18 protein-coding genes are annotated in these 21,035 nt (G+C 63.3%); 17 read left to right on the top strand and 1 reads right to left on the bottom strand.

All coding sequences use genetic code 11. The annotated features are described in order from the left end of the window. From ACFFP0_RS17660 to mdlC, 4 genes are all read left to right on the top strand, one after another. Positions 1 to 996, top strand: coding sequence for a sugar phosphate isomerase/epimerase family protein (locus tag ACFFP0_RS17660; RefSeq protein ID WP_377263311.1), 996 nt, complete (start codon positions 1 to 3; stop codon positions 994 to 996). 53 nt (positions 997 to 1,049) lie between these two features. Next, the gene (locus tag ACFFP0_RS17655) at positions 1,050 to 2,675 is read left to right on the top strand and encodes a GMC family oxidoreductase (protein WP_377263310.1); all 1,626 of its coding nucleotides are present in this window, start codon (positions 1,050 to 1,052) and stop codon (positions 2,673 to 2,675) included. A gap of 112 nt (positions 2,676 to 2,787) precedes the next feature. Then, complete coding sequence (locus ACFFP0_RS17650; protein ID WP_377263308.1) at positions 2,788 to 4,236, top strand: aldehyde dehydrogenase; 1,449 nt, start codon at positions 2,788 to 2,790, stop codon at positions 4,234 to 4,236. A 36-nt stretch (positions 4,237 to 4,272) separates the two neighbouring features. Continuing rightward, a complete protein-coding gene (gene mdlC / locus ACFFP0_RS17645) occupies positions 4,273 to 5,904 on the top strand; it encodes a benzoylformate decarboxylase (protein ID WP_377263307.1) in 1,632 nt (543 codons plus the stop codon). Between the two features lie 55 nt (positions 5,905 to 5,959). Here the strand turns inward: mdlC and ACFFP0_RS17640 are convergent, their stop codons facing one another. Next, complete coding sequence (locus ACFFP0_RS17640; RefSeq protein WP_377263306.1) at positions 5,960 to 7,114, bottom strand: ROK family transcriptional regulator; 1,155 nt, start codon at positions 7,112 to 7,114, stop codon at positions 5,960 to 5,962. Between the two features lie 195 nt (positions 7,115 to 7,309). Between ACFFP0_RS17640 and ACFFP0_RS17635 the strand changes: the two genes are divergently transcribed. The 13 genes from ACFFP0_RS17635 to hupE all read left to right on the top strand — a co-directional run bounded on the left by ACFFP0_RS17635 (position 7,310) and on the right by hupE (position 20,938). Next, a complete protein-coding gene (locus ACFFP0_RS17635) occupies positions 7,310 to 8,617 on the top strand; it encodes an extracellular solute-binding protein (protein ID WP_377263305.1) in 1,308 nt (435 codons plus the stop codon). 65 nt (positions 8,618 to 8,682) lie between these two features. Then, positions 8,683 to 9,573 (top strand): carbohydrate ABC transporter permease, encoded by an 891-nt coding sequence (locus tag ACFFP0_RS17630; protein ID WP_377263304.1) that lies wholly within the window; start codon positions 8,683 to 8,685, stop codon positions 9,571 to 9,573. Positions 9,574 to 9,576: 3 nt separating this feature from the next. Then, complete coding sequence (locus tag ACFFP0_RS17625) at positions 9,577 to 10,491, top strand: carbohydrate ABC transporter permease (RefSeq protein WP_377263303.1); 915 nt, start codon at positions 9,577 to 9,579, stop codon at positions 10,489 to 10,491. Between the two features lie 2 nt (positions 10,492 to 10,493). After that, positions 10,494 to 11,612: an ABC transporter ATP-binding protein gene (locus tag ACFFP0_RS17620; protein WP_377263302.1), complete on the top strand. Its 1,119-nt coding sequence runs from the start codon at positions 10,494 to 10,496 to the stop codon at positions 11,610 to 11,612. Then, on the top strand, positions 11,609 to 12,469 hold the full coding sequence (locus tag ACFFP0_RS17615) for a glycerophosphodiester phosphodiesterase family protein (protein WP_377263300.1): 861 nt from the start codon (positions 11,609 to 11,611) through the stop codon (positions 12,467 to 12,469). The genes ACFFP0_RS17620 and ACFFP0_RS17615 overlap by 4 nt, the downstream gene beginning before the upstream one ends. A 35-nt stretch (positions 12,470 to 12,504) precedes the next feature. Next, on the top strand, positions 12,505 to 13,350 hold the full coding sequence (locus tag ACFFP0_RS17610) for an inositol monophosphatase family protein (protein ID WP_377263299.1): 846 nt from the start codon (positions 12,505 to 12,507) through the stop codon (positions 13,348 to 13,350). A 59-nt stretch (positions 13,351 to 13,409) separates the two neighbouring features. Beyond that, positions 13,410 to 14,441, top strand: coding sequence for an NADH-quinone oxidoreductase subunit B family protein (locus ACFFP0_RS17605; RefSeq protein WP_377263298.1), 1,032 nt, complete (start codon positions 13,410 to 13,412; stop codon positions 14,439 to 14,441). After that, on the top strand, positions 14,438 to 15,880 hold the full coding sequence (locus ACFFP0_RS17600) for a nickel-dependent hydrogenase large subunit (RefSeq protein ID WP_377263297.1): 1,443 nt from the start codon (positions 14,438 to 14,440) through the stop codon (positions 15,878 to 15,880). The genes ACFFP0_RS17605 and ACFFP0_RS17600 overlap by 4 nt, the downstream gene beginning before the upstream one ends. Positions 15,881 to 16,117: 237 nt before the next feature. Continuing rightward, positions 16,118 to 17,200, top strand: coding sequence for a hydrogenase small subunit (locus ACFFP0_RS17595; protein ID WP_377263296.1), 1,083 nt, complete (start codon positions 16,118 to 16,120; stop codon positions 17,198 to 17,200). A 21-nt stretch (positions 17,201 to 17,221) separates the two neighbouring features. Continuing rightward, positions 17,222 to 19,012 carry a nickel-dependent hydrogenase large subunit gene (locus ACFFP0_RS17590; protein ID WP_377263294.1) on the top strand — a complete coding sequence of 597 codons (1,791 nt, stop codon included), beginning with the start codon at positions 17,222 to 17,224 and terminating at the stop codon, positions 19,010 to 19,012. 10 nt (positions 19,013 to 19,022) lie between these two features. After that, complete coding sequence (gene cybH / locus ACFFP0_RS17585; RefSeq protein WP_377263293.1) at positions 19,023 to 19,742, top strand: Ni/Fe-hydrogenase, b-type cytochrome subunit; 720 nt, start codon at positions 19,023 to 19,025, stop codon at positions 19,740 to 19,742. Next, positions 19,743 to 20,351 carry a HyaD/HybD family hydrogenase maturation endopeptidase gene (locus tag ACFFP0_RS17580; protein ID WP_377263292.1) on the top strand — a complete coding sequence of 203 codons (609 nt, stop codon included), beginning with the start codon at positions 19,743 to 19,745 and terminating at the stop codon, positions 20,349 to 20,351. Positions 20,352 to 20,362: 11 nt separating this feature from the next. Then, entirely contained in the window at positions 20,363 to 20,938 is a 576-nt protein-coding gene (gene hupE, locus ACFFP0_RS17575) for a nickel permease HupE (RefSeq protein ID WP_377263291.1), read from the top strand. The last annotated feature ends 97 nt before the right edge of the window (positions 20,939 to 21,035 follow it).

Below are 21,035 nucleotides of genomic sequence, written 5' to 3'. Positions count from 1 at the left end.
ATGGCGCAGGCAGACATCAAGCTCGGCTCGACGCTTTACGCGTTCACAAACGAATTTCATCAGCGGAAGTACGATTTCGAGGGGCTGGTCCGTGAGGTCGCCAAGCGCAATCTCGGTCCCGGCCTCGAAGTTGTGGGCTTTCAGAGCTTTCGCGGCTTTCCCGAGATTTCCGACGATACGGCGGCCCGTTTCAAGGATCTGATCGCCGAGACGGGGCTGACGCCCACCTGCCTCGGGATCAATGCCGACAACTGGATTCGCCGGGACTACACCATGTCCCACGAGGAGTCGGTCGAGTACCAGGCCCGGCAGATCAGGGCCGCAGCCAAGCTCGGTTTTCCGGTGCTTCGCTACCAGTATGCCGCCGGCCCCGAAGCCATCCGCGAGCTCGCGCCGCTTGCCGAGGACCTCGGCGTGAAGCTCGGCCTCGAAGTGCATGCGCCGCACAGCATCAACCATCCGGAAGTCATGGCCTACCGTGAAATGTACGGCCAGGTGAACTCGCCCTATCTCGGGTTCATCCCGGACTTCGGCTCTTCGGCGAGGACGATCCCGCCGATCTACCTCGACTACTTCCGTTCGCGCAACGTGCCGGAAGACGTGATCACGCACGCCGTGGCGATGTGGCACGAGGACAGCGATCGCTTCGCCAAGCGGGTCCGTTTCCTCGAATGGGCGAAGGAAATCAATCTGCCCGATTCGCTGGCGGCCGAAGTGCCGATCATCTTCGGGCTGTTCAGCCAGCAGCCGCTGAGCAACTGGCTGGAAATCATGCCGCAGACCGTTCACGTGCACGGGAAGTTCTATGGCGTGGATGACAGCGGCGAAGACCCGTCCATGGACTACGAAGGCATTATCAAGGTTTTCCTGCAGGGCGGTTATCGTGGCTACATCTCCAGCGAATGGGAAGGTCATCAGGTGAGCGATGAGGACGGATTCGAGAAGGTCGCCCGGCATCACCAGATGCTCTCCCGCATTCTGGCGGAAAACCGCTGAGGCTACAGGGGCGGTGCCGGCGTGCCAGCCTGCCCGCAAGTCGAGAGACGTTCATGAAGACGTATGACTACGTGATCGTGGGGGCCGGTTCGGCGGGCTGCGTGCTCGCCAATCGGCTGTCCGCAGACAGCCGTGCGCAGGTGCTGCTCATCGAGGGCGGGGCGTCCAACGCCCATCCGTTCGTGAGCATGCCGCGCGGCTTCATAAAGCTTTTCGGCAAGCCGGGATTTTTCCGGTCCTTTCCCGTTGCCCCTCAGCTGGGGCGGCCGGCGGAAAACTGGAGTTACGGCAACGGCCTGGGCGGTTCGAGTTCGGTGAATGGGACCTGGTATCTCCGCGGCATGCCGGCCGACTACGATCGCTGGGAGGAGCTCGGCAATCCCGGATGGAACTGGCAGGAAATGCTGAGGGTCTTCAAAGGACTCGAGGACTACCGGGGCGAAGGTGCAGATCCGACGCGCAGCAGGACCGGCGAATTGCAGATCACCGCATCTCCCTATCGCTCTCCCGTGCTTGATGCGGTGCTCAAGGGAGGCGCGGAGATCGGCCTTCCGCTCCTGTCGGACATCAACAGGCCGAATACCGAAGGGATCGGCTATACGCAATCCACCGTTGACCGCCGTGGGCGTAGAGCGTCCAGCTACAAGGCGTTCGTGGAGCCGGTCCGCGGCAGGCCCAACCTGACCGTGCTGACCGGAACGGAAGTCAAGCGGGTCGTCTTCGAAGGCACGCGCGCCGTCGGCGTCGAATGCGACCAGGCCGGCAGCACGGTCACGTTCGGCGCAAAACGGGAGGTGATCGTCTCGGCCGGCGTCTACTCGTCGCCCAAGATACTGCAACTCTCGGGCGTCGGTCCCCGCAGCCTGCTGGCCGGGCTCAACATCCCCGTGGTCAGGGAGCTGGATGCGGTGGGCAAGAACCTGAGCGACCACACCATGATGACGCTCAATTTCCGCCTTCTCGGTCATCCCGGCCTCAACCGCGAATTCTCGACCTGGCGCCTATACCGCCATGTCCTGCAATATTATGTCGCCGGAAAGGGGTTGATGGCGTTCACCGGTCCCCCGGTGACGGCGCTGGTTTCGAGCGACGGTAACCGCCACTGGCCGGATATCCAGATCGGCGTGGCGCCGGTGACGATGAATTCGACCAAGGCCCGCAAGGCCGATCCCGGCCGTGGGCTGCTCGAAGACAAGCCGGGCATCATGTTCAATGCCTTTCAGCTGAGACCGAAGAGCAAAGGCGAGGTGAATATCCGTTCGGCCAGCTTCCGTGACAACCCGGAGGTGGATGCACGATGGTGGTCAGACGAATCCGACCGGAGGCTCGCCATCGAGATCGTCCGGCTCATCCGCAAATTCGCGAAAGCGCCCTCGCTTGCCCGTTTCATCGGCGAGGAAACGGTGCTTGGCGACCAGTACCAGACGGATGACGAGATCGCCCGGGAACTGACCTGGGTCATGAGCCCCGGATTGCATGGAACGGGCAGTTGCTCGATGGGCTCCGACGACAGGACATCGGTTGTGGACGCGCGGCTGCGGGTGCACGGATTGCAGGGGTTGCGGGTCGTGGATTGCTCGATCATGCCAACCCACGTTTCCGCCAACACCAACGGTCCGGCCATGGCAGTGGCCGCACGAGCGTCGGAGTTGATCATCGAAGACTGGGCGACAGTTTGAAACTGCGGCGCCCGATTGTGAATATCACGACCGGTGAACCTCGTCCCGGACAAGGCTCGCCCGCAACAATGAACGCTTTCGATAAGCAAACCGGATAGATGAGGAGGAAATCATGAACGTCAGCCTATTGATCGGTGACGGCCAGCCTGCCGCGAGCAATGGCAAGGTCTTCGCGCGTCTGAACCCGTTGAGCGGCGAGGTCGCGACCCGGGCGCCGGCCGCCACCCTGGACGATGCGGATGCCGCCGTTGCCGCCGCCGCTGCGGCGTTTCCCGCATGGTCGGCGCTCGGCCCGAATGCCAGGCGTGCCCTTCTGTTGAAAGCCGCCGACACGCTCGACGGCATGCGCGAGGATTTCGTCCGCACCATGATCGAAGAGATCGGGACGACCGAAGTCTGGGCCGCGTTCAACGTCAAGCTCGCGGCAGGCATGCTGCGTGAAGCGGCGTCGCTGACCACCCAGATCAGCGGCGAGGTCATTCCTTCGGACAAGCCCGGCTGCGTTGCCATGTCCGTGCGCCAGGCGGCGGGCGTGTCCCTGGGCATCGCTCCCTGGAACGCTCCCATCATTCTCGGCGTGCGGGCCGTCGCCGTGCCTGTCGCCTGCGGCAATACCGCAGTTCTCAAGGCATCGGAACTGTGCCCCGGCACGCACCGTCTCATCGGCGAGGTGTTCCGCCAGGCCGGTTTCCCCGCCGGCGTCGTCAACGTGATCACCAACGCACCCGAGGATGCGCCTGCGATCGTTGAACGTCTCATCGCAAATTCCGCCGTGAAGCGCGTCAACTTTACCGGCTCGACCCGCGTTGGCCGCATCATCGGCGAACTGGCGGCACGGCATCTGAAGCCGGTACTGCTCGAACTGGGCGGCAAGGCTCCGCTGCTCGTCCTGGATGACGCCGACCTCGATGCCGCCGTGGCGGCCGTCGCTTTCGGCGCCTTCATCAATCAGGGCCAGGTCTGCATGTCGACGGAACGCGTGATCGTCGACGAGGCCGTGGCGGACCGTTTCGTGGAAAAGCTCGCCGCCAAGGCTGCGTCCCTGCCGGCCGGCGATCCCCGGTCCGGACCGGTGGTGATCGGTTCGCTGATCGACGAGGCGCCGGCAAAGCGGGTGATGGAGCTGATCGAGGACGCCGTCGCGAAGGGGGCGAAACGGGTCGCCGGCGGAGACCGGTCCGGAACGATCATACCGGCGAGCGTGGTGGATCACGTCACAAGCGAGATGCGCATCTACAGCGAGGAGAGCTTCGGGCCTGTCGTATCGGTGATACGCGCCAACGGTGTCGAGGACGCCATCCGGCTGGCCAACGATACGGAATACGGTCTTTCGGCCGCGGTCTTCGGGCGCGACGTCGCGCGGGCTCTCGGCGTCGCCAGGCGGATCGAATCCGGAATCTGCCACATCAACGGACCGACGGTCCATGACGAGGCGCAAATGCCGTTCGGCGGGGTCAAGGGATCGGGTTACGGCCGTTTCGGCGGGCAGGCCGGGATCGCGGAATTCACCGATTTGCGCTGGATCACCATCGAGACGGAGCCGCAGCACTACCCTTTCTGACCCGGCTTTCGATTGGCTTTGATTGAGGCATTTTAGATGGTGAATCATAAACTTACGGTTCGTGAGGCAACCTTGGGCGTCCTGCGCTCCTTTGGAGTGGATCGGGTGTTTGGAAACCCCGGATCGACCGAGCTCGCGTTCCTGCACGACTGGCCGGACGATATCGAATACGTGCTGGGCCTGCAGGAAGCCTGTGTCGTCGGGATGGCGGATGGATATGCGCAGGCGACCGGGCGGGCGGCCTTCGTCAATCTGCATTCGGCTGCGGGTCTTGGCCATGCGCTCGGCAACCTGTTCACCGCGTTCCGTAACAAGACCCCGCTTGTCGTCACCGCCGGTCAGCAGGCGCGCAGCATCCTGCCGTTGAGGCCCTACCTCTTTTCGGAAGAGGCTGCGCAGTTCCCCAAGCCCTATGTGAAATGGAGCATAGAGCCGGCGCGCGCGGAAGACGTGCCGGCGGCAATCGCACAGGCGTTCCAGATCGCGATGCAGCATCCGCGCGGCCCGACCTTCGTGTCGGTGCCGTCGGACGACTGGGGCCGCCCGGGATCGGCTCCTCCGATCCGACGGATCGCGACGGATTTCGCGCCCGACGCTGCTGCCATCAAGCGTCTGGCCGATGCGATCGGCCAGGCCCGCGCTCCGGTGTTTGTGGTGGGGGCGGACGTCGACCGGAATGGCGCCGTCGACCAGATGGTCGACGTCGCGGAAAGAACCAATGCCGCCGTGTGGGCGAGCCCCATGTCAAGCCGGTCGAGCTTTCCGGAACGCCATCCTCTCTTCGCCGGTTTCCTGCATGCGGCACCCGGCGCGCTGGCGCAGGCATTGCGAGGCACCGATCTGATCGTTGTCTTCGGCGCGCCTGTCTTTACCTTCCATGTCGAAGGTTATTGCGATCTTCTGACGAACGGCACGCCCATCTGGCAAATCACGGATGACCCGACCGATGCCGCCGCGGCCCCGGTGGGCGAGAGCATTATCGGCACCATGAGGACGTCGCTTGACGCGCTCCTGTCCGTGCTGCCTGCAACCACGGGCCGGCGGAGGCCGGATGCCCGGCGGCTGTCGCCCGTTCCACGCGCCGCAAACCCCATTCCGCCCGGCTTCGCACTCCACCGGCTTTCGGAACTGCTGCCCGCTGATGCGATCGTGGTCGAGGAGGCACCGTCGCACCGGCCGGCAATCCAGGAATACCTGCCGCGTCCCGGCGCGGACAGTTTCTACACCATGGCGAGCGGCGGTCTCGGCTACAGCTTGCCGGCTTCGGTCGGCGTGGCTCTCGCGCGGCCTGAGCGGCGCATCGTCTGCCTGATCGGCGACGGGTCGAGCATGTATTGCATCCAGGCGATCTGGACGGCGGTGCAGCTCAAACTTCCGATCACGTTCGTCGTGATGAACAATTCGGGCTACGGGGCGATGCGGTTCTTCAGCCGCATCTTGCAGGCTGAACGCCCGCCTGGAATCGACCTGCCGGGGCTGGATTTCGTTTCGCTGGCGCAGGGCTTTGGCTGCAATGCGGAACGCGTCACCCGACCGGAGGGCCTGGACGAGGCGTTCAGGAAAGCCTTTGCCGGGGTCGGCCCCTCGTTGGTGGATATCGCAGTCGACGATGCCGTCGCGATGCTCTTTGAGGAAGGGGAGAGCAAAAGGGAAAAACACGCGGGATAGTAGCTGTATCTCCAGCATGGTTGGATCGGCGGAGTCTGGCTGGAGAGCGTGAAGGTCAAAAAAAGGTCAGCTTGAATGGCGTGACGGCCGCCCCCATGGCTGCGGCGTCGGTTGGAATTTCCGACACGAGGAGTTTAGGGCTCGCACGCCCGACACCGTACCGGGGCTTGCCGAAGAGCCGTGTCCGCTCGATCATCAGGTGAGCCAGATCCGGCGGAATCTGTCCGCCGAAGACGATCGCCTGGGGATCGTAAACGGCCCAGATCGCATTGATAAGCCGGTTGTACGCCGGCGTTATCTCGTCCAGCCATTCTCGGACCCCCGGCCATCTGGGATCGAAGTGTTTTCGAAGATAGGTGATCGAGGGCACTTCGACGCCGTTCTGGTTCAACCGTTCCATAATCATCTGCAGCGCGGGCCGCCGCGTGATTTCCTCGTCCTCATACATCTGGGAGAATTCGCCGGCATTGCCGTTGCCGCCGTGCAGCAGTTCGCCATTGCTGATCAGACCGCCGCCGAAACCGTAGTTGAAGCTGAGATAGGCGAAATCCTTGATGTAGCGCCCGACGCCGAACATCGATTCGCCGATCGTACCCGTCTTGCCGCCGTTCAGGGCCCAGACGGGCTTCTTGAAATAGCGCGTGAGAAGCGGACCGAGCTCGATCAGCGACCACGCGTGCAGCGGAAGGGACGCGTTGAAGCTGGTGCCGCTCACATGAAACCCGGCGATCCCCAGGCCTACCCCGAAAAATGCCTCGTCCGACAGACCCAGGACCTTCTGCTGCTTGCGCACCCACTCGTGCACGAGTTCAAGCGCCTGATCGACCGTGCGTTCGCGAATCTGCACGTCGGTTTCGCAGAGGACCTGCCCCGCGAAGTCCATGAGGCAGACATCGATGACGTCGGTGTTGACCGACATCCCGCAGGTATAGGCATAGCTCCCCTCGAGCCTCAGGATCGGGCTTGGCTGCCCCTTTCCGAGGCCGGGCTTGGGTGAGCCAAGCTGGACGATCCCGCGCTCCGCCAGCTGGTCGAGCAGCCTATGAATGGTCTGCTGGGCGAGTTCGCTGACACCCGTGAGTTCTGTGCGGGAGATGCCGGGATTGCGCCAGATCAGCCGCAGGATGCTCCGCTCGTTGGAGGAGGCGACCGCGTCGTCGGTCGCCCGGTAAAAGCGCGGGTCAATCAATGGCTCCGGCGAATATCCCATACGCCTTTCTCCTCAATAAGTTACCACGCCAAAGTATCAAAAGCCGATGACGGTTGGCCAGGAGGCATTACTAGCGTTGATTTTTTCCGGCCTCAAGGGCTTGCACTACGTCACATTATTGTTACTCTATCTGAGTAACTAAGACGTCGCCTAAGACGCCGAGGAGGGCTCGGCGATGTCAACGCGGAGGGCACCATGAAATTTTCCACATTAGCGGCCGCGGCCGCACTCCTGGCCGGCACGTGCCCGGCTCAGGCGGCGAATATCGACTTCTGGTACGGCAACACCGGCGCCGTCGAAACGGCCATCAAGGCGCAGTGCGACGCGTTCAACGCCGCTCAATCGGAACACAAGATCACCTGCATCGGGCAGGGCAGTTATGAAATCCTGATGCAGAAGGCGATCGCCAGCTATCGCGCCAAGAACGCTCCCGTCCTTCTCCAGGTTCTGGATGCCGGAACGCTCGACATGATGCTCTCGGACGCAGTCGTGCCGGTGCAGGATGAACTGCCCGACGTGAAGTGGGGCAGCTATATCGCCGGCGCGCGCGCCTATTACGAAACGTCGAAGGGCAAGCTGTTCGCCCAGCCCTATAACGCGTCGACGCTGCTGTTCTATACGAACAAGACCGAGCTGGAAAAAGCGGGCATCGCCAAGACCCCGGAGACGTGGGAGGACGTGATCGACGCCGCTCGCAAGCTGAAGGCTGCGGGCAGCACCTGCCCGTTCGTCACCAATGGCGAACCCTGGATCGTCTTCGAGCAATTCTCCGCCCGCCACGGCCTGCCGATCGCTTCGAAACATAACGGTTATGACGGCCTCGATGCAGAATATGTCTTCAACACGACCCTGGCCGCCAAGCACATGGTCAATCTGGCCGAGTGGCGGAGCGAAGGGCTGGTCAGGCTCGCCGCCGATACGAAGTCCGGCAATCTGAACACCGCTTTCACCTCCGGGGAATGCGCGATGCTGGAATCGTCCTCGGGCTCCTACACGACCTATACCAAGGCTTTCGAGGGCAAATATGAGCTATCCGTCGGCATGGCGCCGATGTACAAGGGCCATGAGCGCCACAACACCTTCGTCGGCGGCGCGTCGCTCTACATCATGAAGGGCCACGGCAAGGAGGAAGTCGAAGGCGCCAAGGCGTTCCTCGACTTCGTTCGCCGGCCGGAACAGCAGATGAGCTTCGCCGCCGCGACCGGTTACGTCCCGGTCACCAACGACGTGCTCGACGCCATCGGCAAGAGCGGCGAGTCGAATTCCCCGAAATACGCCACAGCCGCAATCGGCATCGTCTCGATGAGCGAGCCGGCCACGCCCGATACGCGCGGCATCCGTCTCGGCGCCTATATCCAGTTCCGCCAGATCTGGACCGAAGAGACGCAGAAGGCATTCGCCGGCCAGCAGACGATGCAGGTCGCCTTCGACAATGCCAAGAAGCGCGGCGACGAACTGCTGCGCCGTTTCCAGCAGACCTACAAGGGTGTTGCGCTTCCCTGATCAATTTCCATCCGGCGCGGGGCAGTCTTCGCCCCGCGTCGCTTCCTCAGGTCCCGGGGTGCCCAATGTCCTCAGAATCCTCTGTTTTCAGCAATCGCTGGCTGCCTGCTCTCCTGGTTGCGCCGCTTGTGCTGCTGGTCATGCTTTTCTTCTACGTGCCGATCTTCCAGGCCTTCTATTGGTCCTTCTTTCTGGAGCGGCCGTTCGGCGGCGGCTCCGAGTTCGTCGGCTGGGATAACTTCCTGCGCGTCTTCGCCGATCCCGAATTCTGGAAGGCGAGCTGGCGAACGCTCATCTTCATGGCGATCGGCTCGTCGCTTTCGGTCCTGGTGCCCCTCATCCTCGCGATCGCCGCCGACCGGAAAATCCGGCTGTCGCTGCCGGCGCGCAATGTGCTGGTCTGGCCGAAAGGCATCGCCGGGGTATCGATCGGCCTGGTCTTTTCCTTCATCTTCAATCCGTTCGTCGGGGTTCTGGCGCCTCTCAACAGCCTGGTTCCCGGCATCTGGAATCCGAATTTCGATGGTTTCGACGCCTGGGTGGCGCTGATCGCCGCGCATGTCTGGGGCGGCATCCCGTTCAATTTCGTCGTGCTTCTGGCGGGGCTTCGCGCGGTTCCCCACACCATCTACCAAGCGGCGGCGATGGACGGTGCGGGACCATGGCGGCGCATCTTCGACGTCCAGCTGCCGCTCATCATGCCGCAGCTCTTTGTCACGCTGCTCCTGGAGTTCACCGAGAGCGTGACCTCCGCCTTCTCGCTGATCGACACGATCACCAAGGGCGGCCCCGGCGGTGCCACGACGCTGCTGGTCTACAAGATCTTCCAGGACGGCTTCAGCAGCTACGATCTGTCCGGAGCCTCCACGCAGACGGCGATCCTCATGGTCTTCGTGCTCGCGATCGCCACCGCCCAATTCGCGCTGCTCGGCCGGCGCATCAGTTACGAGCGCTGAGCCATGGTCGAGAACGCACGCTCCGCAAACATCGTCGCGAACCTGGTCCTCCTGGCCGGCATCGCCTATATCCTCGTGCCGCTCTATCTGGCGCTGACGACGGCCTCGCATTCCTACCCGTTCATGCTGCAGAACGGGCTCGTCTGGTCATTCGGCGATCAGTTCCTCGTCAACGTGACGCGCATCTTTACCGAGACCTCGATACCGGTCCAGATGGCCAACAGCCTTGTCGTGGCCGTAGGAAGCGCTGCCGCGACCTGTGTCCTGTCGTTTCTGTCGGCCTATGCGGTCGTCTATTTCCGCATCCGTTGGGCAGGGCCGGTTTTCGCCCTCATCCTCGCAACCGTCATGCTGCCGCTCGACGTCCGCTTCATCACCACCTATCAGGTGGCGTCGAACGTGTTTTCGCCGCTCAACGCCGTCCTCGACGCCACCGGCCTCAACGAGCTGATCGCCGATGTCTTCGGCGCGCCCGGCGCGCTTCAATGGAGCATTCTGGACACCCGTTTCGGGCTGATCGTGCCGATCCTGGCGCACGGCATGGGGACATTCCTCTTCCGGCAGTTCTTCATGACCCTGCCGAAGGACCTGTTCAAGGCGGCGCGCATGGATGGGGCAGGGCCGATCCGGTTCATGGTCGATATCCTGCTGCCGCTGTCGCGCACCACCTTCGCATCCCTGTTCATCCTGATCTTCCTGACCGGATGGACGCAATATCTCTGGCCGCTGGTCGCGACCTCCACGCCGGACATGCAGACCGCGATCGTCGGGCTCGCCAAGCTTGTCCCAGAGGAGACGGCCGTGCCCGACTATCCCTTGCTGATGGCGGGCGCCATCCTTGTTTCAACCGTTCCCGTCCTGATGATCGCGTTCATGCAGCGCTATCTGACGCGGGGCCTGGTTCTTTCGGAGAAATGACAATGAACGCCATCAATCCCGCGATTCATGTCGCGGCCGCCAGCATCAGGCTCGGCGGCGTGACGAAGTCGTACGGCAGGCTGACCGTGATCCCCAGGCTCGACGTCGAGTTCAGGGCAGGCGAGTTCACGGTCGTCCTTGGTCCCTCCGGCTGCGGCAAGTCCACGCTCATGCAGATGATCGCAGGCCTCGAAAGGGTCGGCGGCGGAAGGATCGTCATCGGCGAGCGGGAGGTGCAGGACCTGGAGCCCAAGGAACGCGGCTGCGCCATGGTCTTCCAGAACTACGCGCTCTATCCGCACATGACCGTCTTCGACAACATCGCCTACAGCCTCAGGATCGCCGGAGTGACGAAGGGGGAAAGGCGCACGCGGGTCGAACTGGTCGCCAGGATGCTCGGCCTCACCGACTATCTTGGACGCAAACCCAGCCAGCTCTCCGGCGGGCAGCGCCAGCGGGTGGCGATCGGCCGCGCCATCGTCCGCGAACCCGCCGTCCTTCTCTTCGACGAGCCGCTGTCGAACCTCGACGCGCAATTGCGGCACGATACCCGCGTCGAACTGGCGGAATTGCATCGGCGGATCGGGGCGACCACCGTGTTCGTCACCCATGACCAGGTCGAGGCGATGACGCTCGCCGACCGGATACTGATCCTCAACAAGGGCGAGATCGAGCAATACGATACGCCCAAGGCGATCTATCACAATCCTGCCTCCGTCTTCGTCGCGAAATTCATCGGTTCGCCGCCGATGAACATCCTGGCCGTGAGCGGCGATGGTTCGGTGCTGCGCCTGTCCGATGGTCGGGCGATCGCCAAGTGCGGGCTGAAGGGGGATTTCCAGCTCGGTATCCGGCCCGAAGACGTCGCGGTCGACCATACGGGCGCCGCTTCGGCCCTCAAGGCCCATGTCCGGTATCGCGAGGATCTGGGGTCGCACTCGATCCTCGCCGCCGACCTTGCCGGCGCGACCGTCCGTATCATCACGCCGTTCGGCTCCGAAGCGCCGGAGCGCAGCGAACTCCTCCTCTCATTCCCCTTGCAGCGGCTCCACCTCTTCGACGCGATGACCGGCAAGGCGATCCCCGGCGCGTTCGGCGCCGCAACCAAGGACCAGAAATGAACTATCTCGAATACATGGCCGACCCCGATCGCCAATGCGCGATCGTCGCACATCGCGGCATCTGGAAGGATGCGCCGGAAAACAGCCTGCTTTCCATCCAGCGAGCGATCGATGCGGGATACGACGTCGTGGAGATCGATGTGCGCCGCACCGCCGATGGCGAGTTCGTGCTTCTGCATGACGATACCCTGGAGCGCATGACCGGCGTGAACCACGAGCCGGAGCGGATGACGCTGAAGGAACTGACGTCGCTCGCACTGCGCAACCGCGACGGGGGGACGGGAAATCCCCTGACGGGCGAAAAGCTTCCGGGCCTGCGGGACGTGTTCGAGCTGACGCGCGACAGGATCTTCATTCATCTCGACATCAAGCACCGGCACGTCATCCCTGAAGTCCTGGCTCAGGCAAAGACGATGGGTGTCGACCGGCAGGTCGATTTCTGGGCCGATCTGAAGAGCCATGCCGACCTGGAATGGATCAGAAGCAACATCATCGAGCAAAACGTGCCCTTCATCGCCCGCACGCACCTGGAGGACGCGGACTGGAGGAGGCAGGTGAAGCTCGTGTGTGAGCTGAAGCCGTTCGTGTGTGAAGCCTCGTTCAGGGACCTTTCCCAGGTCGACGCGCTTCAGCACCGTTTCCATGACGCCGGCATCGCACTTTGGGTTAACACGCTCGATTCCGTCGCTTCGCCGGGCTTCACCGACAGCGCGGCGCTCAAGGACCCCGATGCGATCTGGGGACGACTGCTCCAGGCCGGGTTCTCGGCGATCCAGACGGACGAGATGGAGGCACTGCGCTCCTATCTCGACACGAAGAATCCCGGGATTGCGGGCAAGGGCGTGGCAGCGGTGTAGAGGCCGGCCGCCGGACAGGGAAGAGAGGCGTACCGATGCAATTCGATCTTCGCGAGCTTGCTGACAAGCTCCGGCAGGCTGCCTGGCGGGAAATCCTTCCGCGCTTCCGGCAAGTCCGGGAACTGGAGGTCCGGGCAAAGGCGGATGCGACCGATCTGGTCACGGCCGCCGACGAGGCGGCCGAGCGTTTCCTGAGCCAAGAGATCGAAGGCATGATGCCGGACGCGCTGTTCGTCGGAGAAGAGGGCGCCTCGCAGGACCCTCATCTGCTCGATCGCCTCGACCGTGCCGAGACGGCGATCGTGGTCGATCCGCTCGACGGCACGGCGAACTTCGTGGCCGGCATGCCGCTCTTCGGGGTCATGGCCGCTGTCGTTCGCCACGGCAAGCCCGTCGCGGGCGTGATCTATGATCCGATGAGCGACGACTGGGTCATGGCGGAGGCGGGTGGCGGCGCCTTCCAGGTCGGAGCCGACGGAACAGAGAGGCGACTTGCCGTTTCCGATCCCGCGCCATTGTCCGAAATGGTGGGTTATGTCTCAACGGACTTCCTCCCGCCGGCAATCAAGCCTGATATTCTGGCCAGGCTGGCCAAGGCGCGGATGTTCTCAAGTCATCGCTGCGCCGCGCAAATGTATCGCGCCTTTGCAGGCGGCCACGGTCACTTTGTGATGCTGGACCGCCTGACGCCCTGGGATCATCTCGCCGGGGCGCTGATCGCCACCGAGGCCGGAGCCCATGTCGCGTGCCTGGACGGTTCACCTTACGACGCCCGCAAGCGAACCGGCGCACTCCTCGCGGCGACCGACCGGGATAGCTGGCATATCCTTCTGCGCGAGGTGTTCGCACATGGCGGCTGGGGATTTGAGCCGGCGAATTGAAGCCGGGCATAGGCGCTCGTGCTTGTGATTGACCGCCTCGTCCGAAGATGCGAGATTCGATGGCGATGTTTGCCAACTTGACCAGATCCGATCCACCCATGAGTCTGCTCTGGCTTCAGGCCGGCAGTTGCGGCGGCTGTACCATGTCGGTGCTCGAAAACGGTGCGCAGGGGTGGCCCCGGGAACTCAAGGCATTTGGCATCGAACTTCTCTGGCACCCCTCGTTGAGCGAGGATACAGGCGCCGAAGTGATCGAGATCCTGGAGGCCGTGGCGGAGGGCGCCAGGCCGCTCGATTTTCTCTGTATCGAAGGATCGGTCCTGCGCGGGCCGAACGGCACCGGGCTCTTCAACCGTCTGGCGGGCACCGGCCGGACCATGCTCGACTGGATCAGACGGCTTGCACCCCGTGCCAGATACTGTCTTGCGGTCGGCACCTGCGCCTCCTATGGCGGCATCCACGCTGCGGCGCCCGATCCGACGGAGGCGTGTGGGCTGCAATACGAAGGCGCGGAAGCAGGAGGTGCGCTCGGCGGCGACTACCGTTCGCTTTCCGGCCTTCCGGTCATCAATGTGGCGGGCTGCGCCCCGCATCCCGGCTGGATCATGGAGACGATCATCGCATTGCAGATGGGCGATTTCGACGAACGCGACCTCGACCGTCTCGCCCGGCCCAAATTCTATGCCAAGACGCTTGCTCATCACGGTTGCGACCGCAACGAATATTATGAATTCAAGGCAAGCGCCGAAAAGTTTTCCGATCTCGGCTGCATGATGGAGCATCTGGGCTGCAAGGCGACCCAGGCCGCCGGCGACTGCAACCAGCGCGGCTGGAACGGCGGCGGTTCCTGCACCCATGGCGGCTTTTCCTGCGTTGCCTGCACCGAGCCCGCTTTCGAGGATCGTACGGGGTTTCTCGATACGCCGAAGGTCGGCGGAATCCCCGTCGGTCTGCCGCTCGACATGCCCAAGGCCTGGTTCGTGGCGCTGGCCGCCCTGTCCAAATCGGCCACGCCTGACCGCGTGCGCGAAAACGCCACCTCGGACCGCGTCGTTCTCGATCCCGGGCGCAGCAGGAACCCGACCGAATGAGCCGCGTGATTGCCGGGCCGTTCAATCGTGTCGAAGGCGATCTCGAAGTCGCGCTCGATATCAGAGACGGGGTCGTCGAGCGGGCGGAGGTCACGACGACGCTCTATCGCGGCTTCGAGCAGATGCTGAGCGGCCGGCCGGGTCTGGATGCGCTGGTGATCGCGCCGCGCATCTGCGGCATCTGTTCCGTGTCGCAATCGATCGCCGCCGCCACGGCGCTGCGCGATCTCGCCGGCGGGCATGCCGCACCCAACGGCTATATCGCCGCCAATCTGGCGCATGCATCCGAGAACATCGCAGACCATCTTACCCACTTCTACCTGTTCTTCATGCCGGATTTCGCCCGTGACGAATATGTCGGCCGTGCGTGGTTCGGGCCGGCGGTGGAGCGTTTCAAGGCGGTGAGCGGGAGCGGGTCGGCCCAGTTCCTGCCGATGCGCAAACGGCTTCTGGAGGTCATGGGCGTTATCGCCGGCAAGTGGCCCCATTCGCTCGCTTTCCAGCCCGGCGGCACGACGCGCACCATCGATGTCGGCGAACGTGTGCAGCTCGCCAGCCTGCTGGGTGAATTCCAGGTCTTTCTCGAACAGGCGCTCTATGGCGCCTCGCTCGACACGATCCTCTCGATGGAAACGGAGGACGAGCTTGCGGCCTACGCAGCCGGAAGCGGCGGCGACTTCGGGTTCTTCCTCCGGCTGGCGGAGGATCTTGGGCTTTCACGCCTTGGCAAGGGGCCGGGCCGGCTTCTTTCCTACGGCGCCTATCATACGGCCGAGGCATCGTTGCTGCCATCGGGCATCGGCGAGCCGGATGGCACGATCTCGCCTCTCGATGTCGGCGGCATATCGGAGGATGTCGCCCATTCCTGGTTCATGGATACGGGCGACCGGCCCTGGAATGCCGAAACCGTGCCGACAGCCGAAAAGGAGCGCGCCTATTCCTGGGCAAAGGCGCCGCGGCTTTCCGGAACACCGGCGGAGGCTGGTGCGGTTGCCCGGCTTGCGATTGCCGGCCATCCGCTTGTCCAGGCCCTCATCGCGCGGGACGGTGGCACGTCGGTCAGAACCCGGATCGTTGCCCGGCTGATCGAGACCGCGCTCCTCGTTCATTCGATGCGCGGGTGGCTGCGGGATCTCAGGCTCAAGGACGAGTTCTGCAGCCATTTCGCGCTGCCGGAAGAGGCGGCCGGCGCCGGCCTGGTGGAAGCGGCCCGCGGCGCGCTGGGCCACTGGATGAGCATGCGGGAGGGTCGGATAGAGCGTTACCAGATCATCGCCCCCACCACCTGGAATTTCTCGCCTCGCGACGCCGCAGGTGTTCCCGGTCCGCTCGAGGCGGCGCTGGCCGGCCTCGATACCGGCGGACGGGGCGCCAGGTCCGCGGCCCTGCAGCATGTGATCCGATCCTTCGATCCCTGCATGGTCTGCACCGCCCATTGATGGGCCGCTGGCGGCGGTAAGAGAGTTTTCAGTGCCTGCAAGCCGGCTTTTCGGTCGCATCTCGCCGCGATGGCCGGCCGGCAAGAGGTGTCGCTAAAATAGATTAAATATTTCAGCTATATAGATGGAAAATGAGCGCCGGAAACTGAACTGGCCCGCTTCTTGCTGCGGACATTCCTGACGGAGCCCGATTTTCATCCGGGCGATGTGACGGGATGGGATTGCTGGAGGAGCAACATGGCCGCTGCCGAAACCTTTTATGACGTCATTCGCCGCCAGGGGATTACCCGGCGCAGTTTCACCAAGTTCTGCAGCCTGACGGCCGCGAGCCTCGGCTTCGGGCCGGGAGCGGCGACGGCGATGGCCGAGGCGCTGGAAACCAAGGAACGCGTCCCGGTCATCTGGATGCACGGGCTCGAATGCACCTGCTGTTCCGAGAGCTTCATCCGCTCGGCCCATCCGCTGGTCAAGGACGTGGTCCTGTCGATGATCTCGCTCGACTATGACGACACGATCATGGCCGCCGCCGGCCATCAGGCCGAAGCGATCCTCGAAGAGACGAAGGAGAAGTACAAGGGCAAGTACATCCTTGCCGTCGAGGGCAATCCGCCGCTCAACGAGGACGGCATGTTCTGCATCGACGGCGGCCGGCCGTTCGTCGAGAAGCTGAAATGGATGGCGGAGGACGCCTCCGCCATCATCGCCTGGGGCGCCTGTGCATCCTGGGGTTGCGTGCAGGCCGCCAAGCCCAATCCCACCCAGGCCACGCCGATCGACAAGGTGATCCGAGACAAGCCGATCATCAAGGTGCCCGGCTGTCCGCCGATCGCGGAGGTGATGACCGGCGTCGTCACCTTCATCACCACGTTCGGCAGGCTGCCCGAGCTTGACCGGCAGGGCCGCCCGAAGATGTTCTATTCGCAGCGCATTCACGACAAGTGCTACCGGCGCCCGCATTTCGATGCCGGCCAGTTCGTCGAGGAGTGGGACGACGAGGGCGCGCGCAAGGGCTACTGTCTCTACAAGATGGGCTGCAAGGGGCCGACCACCTACAATGCCTGCTCCACCGTGCGCTGGAACGGCGGCGTATCCTTCCCGATCCAGTCCGGCCATGGCTGCATCGGCTGCTCGGAAGACGGCTTCTGGGACAATGGCAGCTTCTACGACCGGCTGACCAACCTCCATCAGTTCGGGGTCGAGGCGAATGCCGACACGGTCGGTTTGACCGCAGCCGGCGTGGTCGGCGGCGCAATCGCGGCCCATGCCGCGGTGACCGCGGTCAAGCGCGTGATCACCAAACGCGAAAAAGCCGACGCCTAATATCCAGGGAGGAACGCCAGCATGACAATTCAAACTCCGAACGGCTTTACGCTCGACAATTCCGGCAAGCGTATCGTCGTCGATCCGGTCACCCGCATCGAGGGCCATATGCGGGTCGAGGTCAATGTCGACGAGAACAATATCATCCGCAACGCCGTGTCGACCGGCACGATGTGGCGCGGCATCGAAGTCATCCTGAGGAACCGCGATCCGCGCGATGCCTGGGCCTTTACCGAGCGCATCTGCGGCGTGTGCACCGGCACGCACGCGCTGACCTCGGTGCGCGCCGTTGAGAACGCGCTCGGCATCACCATTCCGGACAACGCGAACTCCATCCGCAACCTCATGCAGCTGGCGCTTCAGGTGCATGACCACGTGGTGCATTTCTATCATCTGCATGCGCTCGACTGGGTGGATGTGGTCTCGGCGCTATCCGCCGATCCGAAGGCGACCTCGGCGCTGGCGCAATCGGTCTCCGACTGGCCGCTGTCCTCTCCCGGATATTTCAAGGACATCCAGACCCGTCTCAGGAAGTTCGTCGAATCCGGCCAGCTTGGGCCTTTCAAGAACGGCTATTGGGGCAATGCATCCTACAAGCTGCCGCCCGAAGCCAACCTGATGGCGGTGGCGCACTATCTGGAGGCGCTCGACTTCCAGAAGGAGATCGTCAAGATTCACACGATCTTCGGTGGCAAGAACCCGCATCCGAACTGGCTCGTCGGCGGCGTGCCCTGTCCGATCAATATCGACGGCACGGGCGCCGTCGGCGCGATCAACATGGAACGGCTGAACATGGTGACCTCGATCATCGATCAGATCATCGAGTTCAACGACAAGGTCTATGTTCCCGACATCATGGCCATCGGCTCCTTCTACAAGGACTGGCTCTATGGCGGCGGCCTTTCGGGCAAGAACGTGCTTGCCTATGGCGACGTGCCCGAACACGCCAACGACTATTCCGAGGCGAACCTCAAGCTGCCGCGCGGCGCGATCATCAACGGCAACCTCGCGGAGGTGCATCCCGTCGACCATGCCGATCCCCAGCAGATCCAGGAGTTCGTGACCCATTCCTGGTATAAATATCCCGACGAGACCAAGGGCCTGCATCCCTGGGACGGCATCACCGAGCCACATTATGAGCTTGGCCCCAATGCCAAGGGCACCAAGACCAATATCCAGCAACTCGACGAGGCTGCGAAATATTCGTGGATCAAGGCGCCGCGCTGGCGCGGCCATGCCATGGAAGTCGGCCCGCTCGCCCGCTGGGTCGTGGGCTACGCGCAGAACAAGGCGGAGTTCAAGGAGCCGGTCGACAAGGTGCTCACGGATCTCGGATTGCCGGTATCGGCGCTGTTCTCGACACTCGGCCGCACTGCGGCGCGCGCGCTCGAATCGAGCTGGGCCGGTCATCAGATGCGCTACTTCCAGAACAAGCTGATCGCAAATATCAAGGCCGGCGACTCCTCGACCGCCCATGTCGACAAGTGGAAGCCGGAAACCTGGCCGAAGGAGGTCAAGGGCGTGGGCTTCACCGAGGCGCCGCGCGGTGCGCTTGCCCACTGGATAAAGATCAAGGACGGCAAGATCGACAACTATCAGTGCGTCGTGCCGACCACCTGGAACGGCAGCCCGCGCGACCCCGAAGGCAATATCGGCGCTTTCGAAGCATCGCTGATGGATACGCCGATGTCCGATCCGTCACAGCCCCTCGAAATCCTCCGCACCATTCATTCCTTTGATCCGTGCCTGGCCTGCTCGACCCATGTCATGAGTCCGGACGGGCAGGAAATGGCCAGGGTTCAGGTCCGGTGAGGGGGCGGTCATGACCATTCATGAATCCATCGCCGCCGATGCCCATGGCGAAAAGGCGACCGAGCGTCACAGCGTCTATGTCTACGAAGCTCCGGTCCGCATCTGGCACTGGGTCAACGCCTTTTCGATCCTGACGCTCGCGCTGACGGGCTATTTCATCGGGTCGCCGCTGCCCTCCGTGCCCGGCGAGGCGAGCGCCAATTTCCTGATGGGCTATATCCGCTTCGCCCACTTCGCGGCGGGGCAGATCCTCGCCGTCGCCTTGATCCTCCGGGTGTATTGGGCCTTCGTCGGCAATGTGCACGCGCGGCAAATCTTCTACGTGCCTTTCTGGAGCGGCCGTTTCTGGAAGGAATGGCTTCATGAGGTGCGCTGGTACACGTTCCTTGCGAGACAGCCCAAGAAATATGTCGGCCACAATCCCCTGGCGCAGTTCACCATGTTCCTGATGTTCACGCTGCCGCTTTTCTTCATGGTGATCACCGGCTTTGCGCTTTATAGCGAGGGCGCCGGCCGCGACAGCTGGGAATATGCCCTCTTTGGCTGGGTCTTCTCGATCTGGCCGAACAGTCAGGATATCCACACCTTCCATCATCTCGGCATGTGGGTGATCCTCACCTTCGTAATGATCCATATCTATGTCGCCGTCCGCGAGGACATCATGAGCCGGCAGAGCATCATATCCTCGATGATCTCGGGCGAGCGGCTGTTCAAGGACCGGGAGGACTAGATGACGGTCCCTTGCCCTCTCGAATCCGAGCCGACTCCTCGCATTCTCGTGCTCGGCATCGGCAATATCCTCTGGGCCGACGAGGGTTTCGGCGTCCGCGCGGTGGAGGCCTTTCACAAGGCTTACGAAGTGCCTGAGAACGTCACCGTTCTCGATGGCGGGACGCAGGGGCTCTACCTCGTCCAGTTCGTCAACGAGCACGACCGCCTGATCGTTTTCGACGCCATCGACTACGGCCTCGAACCGGGGACGATGAAGATCGTGGAAGATGATGAGGTGCCGAAATTCACGGGCGCCAAGAAGATGAGCCTGCACCAGACCGGTTTCCAGGAAGTGCTGAGCGCTGCCGATCTGATGGGGCATTATCCCGAGCGGCTGGCCCTGATCGGCTGCCAGCCGCTGGATCTCGAGGACTGGGGCGGTTCGCTGACCCAACCCGTCAGGGCGGTGATTCCGGCGGCGATCGGGACCGCCGTGCGGATATTGCGTGACTGGGGCGTCCCGGTGACCGCACGGCCCGAGGGGGCGGTCGCGCCGCCGCTCCTCGAAAACGATATCGACTTCGACAACTATGAGCGCCGTGGCGAGCCGGCTGCACTGAACCTCTGAGGAGAACATCCATGAAATACCAAAGGATCGCGGCGACATTGGCCGCTCTGGCGCTACCGGGCGTCGCGCATGCCCATGTCGGGCTGCATGCGGATGGAGCGCTTGCCGGCCTCGGTCATCCGTTCAGCGGCCTCGACCATATCCTCGCCATGGTCGCGGTCGGTTTCTGGGCGTCGACGCTCGGAGGCAAGGCGCGCTGGATCATTCCCTCCGCCTTCGTGGCCTTGATGGCCGTTGGCGGCGCGATGGGGATCTACGGGCTGCCGCTTCCCATGGTCGAGAGCGGGATCGCGCTGACGGTGGCTGTGCTTGGCCTCCTGGTGGCCTTCGAGGTGAAGGTTCCGACGCCCGTGGCGGCGGCGGTGGTCGGTGTCTGTGCGCTTTTCCATGGCCACGCCCATGGCACCGAACTTCCGGCAATGGCGCATGCAGGCGGTTATGTCGCCGGTTTCCTGGCGGCGACGATAGCACTGCACGCCATCGGTATCGGGCTGGCCTCGCTGAGGTTCGGTAAAGCCGGGCAGGCAGCGATGCGGATCGCCGGCTGGGCTGTGGCCCTTGCCGGCGCGGCCCTGCTTGCCGGCTGAACCATTTCCCAAGGCTGAGGCCTGTCGGGAGCCCTCGGGAAACCCTGCGCCCGGCGGCTCCCGATCTTGTTTGATATCGAGAATTGAGGAAAGGCGT

This window comes from Neorhizobium puerariae (assembly GCF_042429745.1).
GTDB lineage: Bacteria > Pseudomonadota > Alphaproteobacteria > Rhizobiales > Rhizobiaceae > Neorhizobium > Neorhizobium puerariae.
Note: the sequence above shows the minus strand (reverse complement) of the source record. Positions and strands in the feature narration are given on the sequence as shown.